The following is an 8,522-nucleotide window of genomic DNA, read 5'->3' on the forward strand; positions in this document are numbered from 1 at the left end:
CAATGGCGGCCGGATGGGTCGACGCCGTGGTCGGCGGCGGCGGGCTGCTGCAACTGCCCGCGCTGCTGCTGGCCGGGCTGACGCCGGTGGAGGCCCTGGCGACCAACAAGAGCGCCTCGGTGCTCGGCACCGCCAGCGCCGCCTACACCTACGCCCGCCGGACCGGCGTCGACCGGATCGCCGTCCCGGCCGGGGCGGCGGCGGTGCTGAGCTCGGCCTGCGGGGCGCTGCTGGCGGGGCTGCTCGACCCGGCGGTGCTCAAGCCGCTGATCATCGTGGTGCTGGTCGGGGTGGCGGCGTTCGTGGCGCTGCGGCCCTCCTTCGGCGCGGTGGCCGACCCCGGGCTGCGGACGCGGGGCCGGCTCGCGGCGGCGCTGCTGGCGGCCGGCGGGGTGATCGCCTTCTACGACGGGCTGATCGGGCCCGGCACCGGCACCTTCCTCATCATCGCGTTCACCTCGCTGGTCGGGATGGACTTCGTCCGCGCCTCGGGCACCGCGAAGATCATCAACATGGGGACCAACGTCGGCGCCATCGCGGTGTTCGCCCTCCAGGGGCACGTGGTGTGGGCGCTGGGGCTGGCGATGGGCGTGGCCAACATCGCCGGCGCCCAGCTCGGCGCGCGGATGGCGCTCAAGCGGGGCGCCGGCTTCGTCAGGGCCGTTCTGCTGACTGTGGTGTCGGCGCTGGTGCTGCGGCTGGGCTGGGACCTTCTTTGAGCGCTCCGGCGGCCAGGGCGACGAACAGCGCCATCACCGCCGGGACGCCGAGGGCGAAGGGCAGGCCGGTGAGCTCGGCCAGGCCGCCGATCAGGACCGGGCCGGCGAGCAGGCCGACGTACCCGAGGCTGGCGACCCGGGCCAGCGCCCGGCCGCTGGTGGCCGGGTCGCGGTGCCCGGCGGCGGAGAACACCTGCGGGATGATGCACGACAGCCCGGCCCCGAACAGGCCGAACCCGACGATGCCGGCCACCGGGTGGCCGATCAGCAGCGCGGTCAGCAGGCCGGTCCCGGCCAGGGCGCCGCAGCAGCGCACCAGCACGACCGGGCCGAGCCAGGCGGCGAGCCGGTCGCCGGCGAACCGGCCGGCCGTCATCATGATCGAGAAGGCGGCGTATCCGGCCGCGCCGACGCTCTCGTCCGACAGCAGGTCCTCGACCAGGTAGACCGAGCTCCAGTCGGCCATCGAGCCCTCGCCGACCAGGCAGCAGAAGGCCAGCACGCCCAGGAACAGCACCCATCCGGCCATCGCGTTGCCGGTCTTGCCGGGCGCCTCCTGGGCGGGGGCGCGCGACAGGTCGAGCTCGTCGGGCAGCGCCAGGCGGGCGCAGACGAGCGAGACGGCCAGGATGAGGGCGCCGACCGTCGCGAACGTCGCGGCCACACCGGCCCCCGCGTGCGCGAACAGGCCGCCGGTGGAGGCCCCGAGGAACCCTCCGACGGAGAAGACGGCGTGGAAGGAGGACATGATCGGGCGGCGGTAGTGGCGTTCGACGATGACCGCGTTGGCGTTCATCGACACGTCCAGCACACCGTGCACGACGCCGAAGGCCAGCAGCGCCGCGGCCAGGCCGATCAGGCCCGGCGCGAAGGCGGGCAGCACCAGCACGGGGCCCTGCAGGAGCGCGACGGGGATCATGACGCGGCGGGAGCCGTAGCGGTCGACCAGGCGGCCGACGGCCTGCATGCCGGCGATGGCGCCGGTCGCGATGCCCAGCAGGGCCAGGCTCAGTTCGCCTTCGCTGAGGTGGAGGTCGGATTTGATGGCGGGGATGCGGGAGGTCCAGGTGCCCAGGGCGACACCGGAGACCAGGAACAGCCCGTAGACGGCCACGCGGGCGCGCAACAACATGTGGGGGTTTGCCCTCTCAGGCGGTGATGACGGTGACGCCCGCTCCGGTGAGGGCGTCGTGTTCGCCCGGCGGGACGCCGGTGTCGGTGACGACGACGTCCAGCCCGGTGAAGGAGCAGACGGCGCCGAAGGCGGTGCGGGTGAACTTGCCGGAGTCGCAGGCCACGATGACGCGCCGGGCCGAGGCGATGGCGGCCTGCTTGACCGCGACGTCCTCCAGGTCGTGGGCGGTGACGCCGTGCTTGGCCGACAGGCCGCAGCAGCCGATGACGGCGGTGTCGAACCGCAGCGCCCGCAGCGAGGCCTCGGTGAGCGGGCCGACGAAGTTGAGCTCGACGGGCCGGACCTCCCCGCCGGGGATGACGAGTTTCACCCTCGGCGCGGTGGCCAGTTCGTTGGCGCACCGCAGGGCCAGCGGGAGCACGGTCAGCCTGCGGTCGTGCACCGCCCGCGCCACCTCCAGCAGGGTCGAGCCGCCGTCCAGGACGACGGCCTCCCCGTCGGCGAGCAGCCCGGCCACGGCCTGGGCGATGCGCTTCTTGGCGTCGACGGCCTCCAGTTCGCGGGCCCCGTACGGCGGTTCCTCGCCGCGCAGCAGCAGGCTGAGCGCGCCGCCCCGGACCCGGCGCACGACGCCCTGCTGGGCGAGTTCGTCGAGGTCGCGGCGGATGGTCATCTCGGACACGCCGTAGTGGACGGCCAGGTCGGCCACCGTGACGCTGTCGGCGGTCCGCAGCGTGCTCATGATCGCGTTCAGCCTTTCGGCACTTTCCATGTGTTCATTTGAACATGAACTCTGTTCGATCGGCAATATGGGACAGACTGGACGTCATGCGTGCCGGCCGGTTGCTCTCCCTGCTGCTGCTCCTGCAGACCCGGGGGCGGATGACGGCGGCGGAACTGTCCGCCGAGCTGGAGGTGTCGATCCGGACCGTCTACCGCGACATGGACGCGCTGTCCTCGGCCGGGGTGCCGATCTACGCCGACCGGGGACCCGCCGGGGGCTACCAGCTCCTCGACGGCTACCGGACCAGGCTCAACGGGCTGACCGAGGCCGAGGCGTCCTCGCTGTTCCTGACCGGGCTGCCCGGACCGGCCGCCGAGCTGGGGCTGGCCGAGGTCGCGGCCGCCGCCGAGCTCAAGCTGCTGGCGGCGCTGCCGCCCGGCCCCCGCTCGCAGGCGGCCCGGATGCGGGAGCGGTTCCTGCTCGACGTGCCCGGCTGGCACCGGGGCGCCGAGGACGTGCCGTTCCTGGCCGAGGTCGCCTCGGCGGTGTGGGAGCAGCGGCCGCTGCGGCTGGCCTACCGCAGGTGGGGGCCGGCCGACGTGAGCCGTGACGTGCTGCCCTACGGGCTGGTGCTCAAGGGCGGGTCCTGGTACCTGGCGGCCGAGTGCGAGGGATCGATGCGGACCTACCGCGTGGCGCGCATCCTGTCGGTGACCGAGCTGCCGGGACGCTTCGAGCGGGGCGAGTTCGACCTGCCGGCGTTCTGGGAGCGGTTCTCGGCCGAGTTCGCCGCGCGCCTGTACACCGGGACGGCCCGGATCCGGCTGGCGCCCGGGGGAGAGGGGCTGCTGGCGTACACGATCGGGGAGGAGCGGGCCGCCCCCGCGCTGGCCTGCGCCCGGCCCGACCCCGACAGGCCGGGGTGGACGGTGCTGGAGATCCCGGTCGAGGGCCTCAACGGGGCCCGCTGGACGCTGCTGCGGATGGGGGCGCTCATCGAGGTGCTGGGGCCGCCGGACCTGCGCGCGATGATGGCCGAGGCGGCGCTCGGCATGGCGGAGATGTACCGCTGAGACTTACTTTGTAAAGGTGCCGGGTCGTGGCAATGCAACCTTTGCCTGCAAAAAGCCTCGCACCGACGGTAAATGGTTTGCTCCGGGCGGGGCCGGGTGGCGACGATGGGCCGGGCGCTCTGCCACGGGGGCCGGAGCGCCCCTCTTAGAGAGGCCGACGTCTGTTGGGTGTCTGGTTCGAGGAGGCCGGTTCCGGGGCTCCTGTCGTGCTGCTGCATTCGAGTGCCGCCGACGCGCGCATGTGGGATCCGCTCTGGGTGGAGCTGGCGGCGCGCTTCCGGGTGGTGCGGCTGGACTTCCGCGGTTTCGGGCGCAGCCCGTGGGCGGCCCAGGAGCCCTACACCGACGCCGGTGACGTGGCCGAGGTGCTCGACGGGCTGGGCGTGCGCGGGGCCGCGGTGGTCGGCGCCTCACACGGCGGGCGGGTGGCGCTGGAGGTGGCCACCGCGCGCCCCGACCTGGTCGGGCAGCTGGTGCTGCTGGCCGCCGGGATGGGCCTGCCGCCGACGCCGGAGCTGCGCGCGTTCGGCCAGGCCGAGAACGCCTTCATCGAGGCGGGCGACGTCGAGGGCGCCGTCCGGCTGAACGTCGACACCTGGCTCGGGCCCGAGGCGGGGGAGGCCGAGCGGATCTGGGTCGCGGAGATGCAGCGCAACGCCTTCGAGCTGCAGCTGGCCGCCGACCCCGAGCCGACGGCCGGGCACCTGCCGATCGACCTGGCGGCGATCACGGCGCCGGCGCTGGTGGTGTCGGGGGCCCATGACCTTCCCTACTTCCGGGAGACCGCGCGGGTGATCGCGGCGGGCCTGGCGTCGGCCGACCTGGTGGAGCTCGGCTGGGCGGGTCACCTGCCCGCCGTCGAGCGGCCCGCCGAGGTGACGCGCCTGCTGCTGGACCGCCTCGACGGCTTCAGTGGTTGAGGGTCGACATGCCGGCCGCGTTGTAGCGGTCGCCGGCGACCTGGTCGGCCAGATCGCCCAGGGCGGCCAGTTCGGCCCCTGACAGGGTGAGGCCGGTGGCGGCGATGTTCTCCTCGACGCGGGCGGCGCGGCGGGTGCCCGGGATCGGCACGACGTCGTCGCCCTGCGCCAGGACCCAGGCCAGGGCGACCTGGGCGGCGGTGGCGTCGTGGGCGCGGGCGACGGCGGCCACCTCGCCGACCAGGGCCATGTTGGCCTTGAGGTTGGCGTCCTCCCAGCGGGGGTTGGTGCGGCGGAAGTCGTCTTCGCGCAGGTCGCCGAGGTCGACGGCGCCGGTGAGCAGGCCGCGGCCCAGCGGGCTGTAGGGGACCAGCCCGATGCCCAGCTCGCGCAGCGTGGGCAGCAGGTCGGCCTCGAGGTCGCGGGTGAACAGCGAGTATTCGTACTGCCCGGCGGTGATCGGGTGGACGGCGTGCGCCCGCCGCACGGTCTGCGGCGCGGCCTCGGAGATGCCCAGGGCGCGGACCTTCCCGGCGTCGACGAGCTCCTTCATGGCTCCCCAGGTGTCCTCGACGGGGACATCGGGGTCGACGCGGTGCTGGTAGTAGAGGTCGATGTGGTCGACGCCAAGGCGGCTCAGGGAGGCCTCGGCGCTGGCGCGGACGTAGTCGGGGTGGCCGTTGATGCCCAGGCGGGTGCCGTCGTCGGCGCGCTGGATGCCGAACTTGGTGGCGATGACGACCTGGTCGCGGCGGCCCCGGACGGCGCGGCCGACGAGCTTCTCGTTGGTGAAGGGGCCGTAGGCGTCGGCGGTGTCGAGCAGGGTGATGCCGAGGTCGAGGGCGCGGTGGATGGTGGCGATGGACTCGGCGTCGTCGCCGGGGCCGTAGAAGTCGCTCATGCCCATGCAGCCGAGGCCGAGGGCGGAGGTGGTGAGGCGGCCGAGTGTGCGCGTCTCCATTGTCTGCTCCTTCGTCGCATGAGCTCTACTTTGTAAAGCCGGTGGGTTGTTGGCGTAACCCCTTCACCCCATCAAAACCCATCACCGACGGGTGAGCCGATTTTGTCGGTGGCGGGGTGCACTATGGCGGGCATGGCCACGTGGCAGGAGATCGAGAACGACGCCCCTGAGTTCGCAGCGCGCTTTCTGCGGCTCTTCGACGTGGGCAAGCACAAGACGATGGCGACGCTGCGCCGTGACGGCTCGCCGCGGATCAGCGGCACCGAGACCCAGTTCAAGCAGGGAGAGTTGTGGCTGGGCTCGATGACCAAGGCGGTGAAGGCGGCCGACCTGCTGCGTGATGGCCGCATGGCGCTGCACGGCCCGACGACCGATCCGGGGGAAGAGGGGTCGGGCACCTGGCCGGGTGAGGCGAAGCTGTCGGGGCGCGCGGTGGAGGTGACCGATCCGCTGGTGGTGAAGGCCGTGGTGGGCGGGGAGCCGGGGGAGTCGCATCTGTTCCGGGTGGAGATCGACAGTGCGGTGATCACGCGGGTCGAAGAGGCGATGCTGGTGATCGAGAGCTGGGCGCCGGGCCGTGGGGTGAGGGTGGTCCGTCGCCGCTAGTGCCCCATCGGCCGCCCGTGTTCTTCCCCCTCTGCGGGCGGCCGATGGGTACGGGTCTTCTTCGTTCCGTTACGGCTCCGCCTGGCCGGCGCCGCCCGCCGCCTCCGGGCCGGGCCGGTTGAGCGGCGGCGACCGGCCGTTCCCGGCCCGCGCCGCTACGGGGGAGGTGCTCGCCGGTGTGGGTCAGGTGATGGAGAAGCCGCCGTCGACGCAGATGTTCTGGCCGGTGACGAAGGCGGCGGCGTTCGAGGCCAGGAAGACGGCTATGCCGGCGTAGTCGTCGGGGAGGCCGTTGCGGCCTACGGCGTGGCGGGCGGCCAGGGCTTCTACCCGGCCTGGGATGGCTTGGGCGGCTTCGGTCAGGGGGGTGAGGACGAAGCCGGGGATGATCGTGTTGGCGGTGACGCCGTGGCGGCTCCACGCTTCGGCCTGGGAGCGGGACAGGCCGCCGATGGCGGCTTTGGCGACGCCGTAGGCGCCGCTGTCGCCGAAGGCCCGGTGGGTCTGCTGGGAGCCGATGTTGATGATGCGGCCCCAGCCGCGGGCGGCCATGCGGGGGCCGTGGTGCCGGCCTAGCTCGTAGGGCGCGGTGAGGTTGACGGCGATGGTCTGCCGGTAGTCGTCGGGGGTGAGGTCGCCCATGGGGCGGCGGATGTTGTTGGCGGCGCTGGTGACGAGGATGTCGGTGTCGGGGACGGTCTCGCACAGGCGGGCGAGGTCGCCGGGGTCGCCCATGTCGGCGCTGACGGCGGTGGCGGTGATGCCGTGGGCGTGCAGGCGGGTCAGGGCGTCGTCGAGGTGCCCGGGGCGGCGGGCGGCGATGGTGACGTGGGCGCCGGCGCCGCCGAGGGCGCGGGCGATGGCGTAGCCGATGCCGCTGCTTCCGCCGGTGATGAGGGCGGTGCGGCCGTGGAGGCCGAACAGGTCAGTGAGGTAGGGGGCGGCCGCATGGGTCATGAGCGCTCACCCTATCGTCGGATGATCCGATTTCTTCGATGATGACGTCGCTGATCCGTCGCATGACGCGGCTCATGTCGCGGAGGGTGTCGGTGTCGAGGCGGGTGAGGAGCTGGCGCCAGTTGGCGGTGCCGGCGTCGAGCATCTCGTCGGTGAGGCTGCGGCCTTCGGTGGTGAGGGTGAGGCGGCGGACGCGGCGGTCGGCGGGGTCTTCGCGGCGGGAGACCAGGCCGTGGGCGACGAGGCGGTCGACGATGCCGGTGAGGGTGCCGAGCCCGATGCCGAGTTCGCGGGCGAGTTCCTGGCCGGAGGCCGATTCGTGGAACGACAGCGCGACGATGACCTTGAGCTGCTGCATGGTGAGGGTGGTGGCGAGCAGGGGGAGTGAGCGGTCGCGGGCGAAGAGGCGACCGAGGATGCGCTGGGTGTCGGTGATCCAGTCGATCAGCTGATCGCGTTCATCCCCGTCAGGGGTGTCGTGTGTTTTCACGCTTGCCTTCGGTGGGCTGTCGCAAACCTGAGAAGGTTATCAGGAACGCCACGTGACATTAAATATTCGTGCGACGCGAAGTGTTAGGGTGAGCCGCACTAATCTTCCGGCCGACCTTCTGTCAAGGAGCCTTCGCGCATGACCTTCCTGGCCAGGCTGAGCCTCGCCAACCGCACTCTTGTGATCATGATTGCGGTGGTGGCCAGCGCTCTCGGCGCCTACGCCATCCCCTCGTTGAAGCAGCAGCTGTTCCCGTCGCTGGAGTTCCCGGGGGCGTTCGTGGTGGCGCCGTACGCCGGCGCGGCCCCCGACATCGTCGAAGACCAGGTCACCAAGCCTATCGAGAGCAGCTTCCAGGGCATCGCCGGGGTGACCGAGATCTCCTCGACCTCCCGTGAGGGCATGGCCTCGATCCAGGTGGCGTTCGAGTTCGGCACCGACATCGACGAGGCCATCGGCCAGATGGAGCAGTCGATCTCCCGGATCGAGGCGCAGCTGCCGGCGACGGTCGAGCCGCGGGTGATCGCGGGCGGCACCGACGACATCCCGGTGGTGGTGCTGGCCGCCTCCGGCGGCGACGAGGCGACGCTGCTCGACCGGCTGGAGCAGACGGCGGTGCCGTCGCTGCAGGGGATCGCCGGGGTGCGGGAGGTGGATGTCACCGGTGCCCGCGGCAAGCAGGTGACGATCACGCCCGACACCGAGAAGATGGTCAAGAAGGGGCTGTCGCCGGCGGCAATCCCCGACCTGCTGCGCGCCAACGGCGTGGCGATCCCGGCCGGGTCGATCACCGAGGACGGCCGGAACCTGACCGTCCAGATCGGTGACCGGATCGCGACGGTGGAGGACCTGAAGAACCTCTACCTGACCCCGCCGGCCGCGGCCGCCCAGCCGCCGGCGCAGCAGCCGCAGATCCCGGGCCGCGCGGGCCCGGCCG

The 8,522-nt window shown here is 72.5% G+C and carries 10 protein-coding genes; 5 read left to right on the top strand and 5 right to left on the bottom strand.

The genetic code is table 11. The annotated features are described in order from the left end of the window. Positions 1-2 precede the first annotated feature (2 nt). Complete coding sequence (locus FDA94_RS30655; protein ID WP_137250561.1) at positions 3-719, top strand: sulfite exporter TauE/SafE family protein; 717 nt, start codon at positions 3-5, stop codon at positions 717-719. Here the strand turns inward: FDA94_RS30655 and FDA94_RS30660 are convergent. Next, positions 655-1,851, bottom strand: a complete 1,197-nt coding sequence (locus tag FDA94_RS30660) for an MFS transporter (protein ID WP_137250543.1) — start codon at positions 1,849-1,851, stop codon at positions 655-657. The two genes, FDA94_RS30655 and FDA94_RS30660, sit on opposite strands and share 65 nt — an antisense overlap. A gap of 16 nt (positions 1,852-1,867) precedes the next feature. After that, a complete protein-coding gene (locus FDA94_RS30665; RefSeq protein WP_137250544.1) occupies positions 1,868-2,626 on the bottom strand; it encodes a DeoR/GlpR family DNA-binding transcription regulator in 759 nt (252 codons plus the stop codon). A 56-nt stretch (positions 2,627-2,682) separates the two neighbouring features. Here FDA94_RS30665 and FDA94_RS30670 point away from each other — a divergent pair, with 56 nt between their 5' ends. After that, positions 2,683-3,651: a helix-turn-helix transcriptional regulator gene (locus FDA94_RS30670; RefSeq protein WP_137250545.1), complete on the top strand. Its 969-nt coding sequence runs from the start codon at positions 2,683-2,685 to the stop codon at positions 3,649-3,651. Positions 3,652-3,815: 164 nt separating this feature from the next. Further along, positions 3,816-4,571, top strand: coding sequence for an alpha/beta fold hydrolase (locus tag FDA94_RS30675; protein ID WP_137250546.1), 756 nt, complete (start codon positions 3,816-3,818; stop codon positions 4,569-4,571). Here FDA94_RS30675 and FDA94_RS30680 read toward each other — a convergent pair. Further along, positions 4,561-5,532: an aldo/keto reductase gene (locus tag FDA94_RS30680; protein ID WP_137250547.1), complete on the bottom strand. Its 972-nt coding sequence runs from the start codon at positions 5,530-5,532 to the stop codon at positions 4,561-4,563. The two genes, FDA94_RS30675 and FDA94_RS30680, sit on opposite strands and share 11 nt — an antisense overlap. 132 nt (positions 5,533-5,664) lie before the next feature. Between FDA94_RS30680 and FDA94_RS30685 the strand changes: the two genes are divergently transcribed. Beyond that, positions 5,665-6,138 (top strand): pyridoxamine 5'-phosphate oxidase family protein, encoded by a 474-nt coding sequence (locus tag FDA94_RS30685; RefSeq protein WP_137250548.1) that lies wholly within the window; start codon positions 5,665-5,667, stop codon positions 6,136-6,138. A 183-nt stretch (positions 6,139-6,321) separates the two neighbouring features. Here the strand turns inward: FDA94_RS30685 and FDA94_RS30690 are convergent, their stop codons facing one another. After that, positions 6,322-7,095: an SDR family NAD(P)-dependent oxidoreductase gene (locus FDA94_RS30690; protein WP_137250549.1), complete on the bottom strand. Its 774-nt coding sequence runs from the start codon at positions 7,093-7,095 to the stop codon at positions 6,322-6,324. Continuing rightward, entirely contained in the window at positions 7,064-7,585 is a 522-nt protein-coding gene (locus FDA94_RS30695) for a MarR family winged helix-turn-helix transcriptional regulator (RefSeq protein WP_137250550.1), read from the bottom strand. The genes FDA94_RS30690 and FDA94_RS30695 overlap by 32 nt, the downstream gene beginning before the upstream one ends. Before the next feature lie 138 nt (positions 7,586-7,723). Between FDA94_RS30695 and FDA94_RS30700 the strand changes: the two genes are divergently transcribed. After that, positions 7,724-8,522, top strand: a 799-nt coding sequence (locus tag FDA94_RS30700; RefSeq protein WP_137250551.1) for an efflux RND transporter permease subunit, incomplete at its 3' end; no start/stop codon positions are given.

Origin of the sequence: Herbidospora galbida (assembly GCF_005233835.1) — a bacterium.
Taxonomy (GTDB): domain Bacteria; phylum Actinomycetota; class Actinomycetes; order Streptosporangiales; family Streptosporangiaceae; genus Herbidospora; species Herbidospora galbida.

Coding starts and splice junctions, on each gene's coding strand:
- FDA94_RS30655 (WP_137250561.1), top strand. CDS start 3: ATGGCGGCCGGATGGGTCGACGCCGTGGTCGGCGGCGGCGGGCTGCTG.
- FDA94_RS30660 (WP_137250543.1), bottom strand. CDS start 1,851: ATGTTGTTGCGCGCCCGCGTGGCCGTCTACGGGCTGTTCCTGGTCTCC.
- FDA94_RS30665 (WP_137250544.1), bottom strand. CDS start 2,626: ATGGAAAGTGCCGAAAGGCTGAACGCGATCATGAGCACGCTGCGGACC.
- FDA94_RS30670 (WP_137250545.1), top strand. CDS start 2,683: ATGCGTGCCGGCCGGTTGCTCTCCCTGCTGCTGCTCCTGCAGACCCGG.
- FDA94_RS30680 (WP_137250547.1), bottom strand. CDS start 5,532: ATGGAGACGCGCACACTCGGCCGCCTCACCACCTCCGCCCTCGGCCTC.
- FDA94_RS30685 (WP_137250548.1), top strand. CDS start 5,665: ATGGCCACGTGGCAGGAGATCGAGAACGACGCCCCTGAGTTCGCAGCG.
- FDA94_RS30690 (WP_137250549.1), bottom strand. CDS start 7,095: ATGACCCATGCGGCCGCCCCCTACCTCACTGACCTGTTCGGCCTCCAC.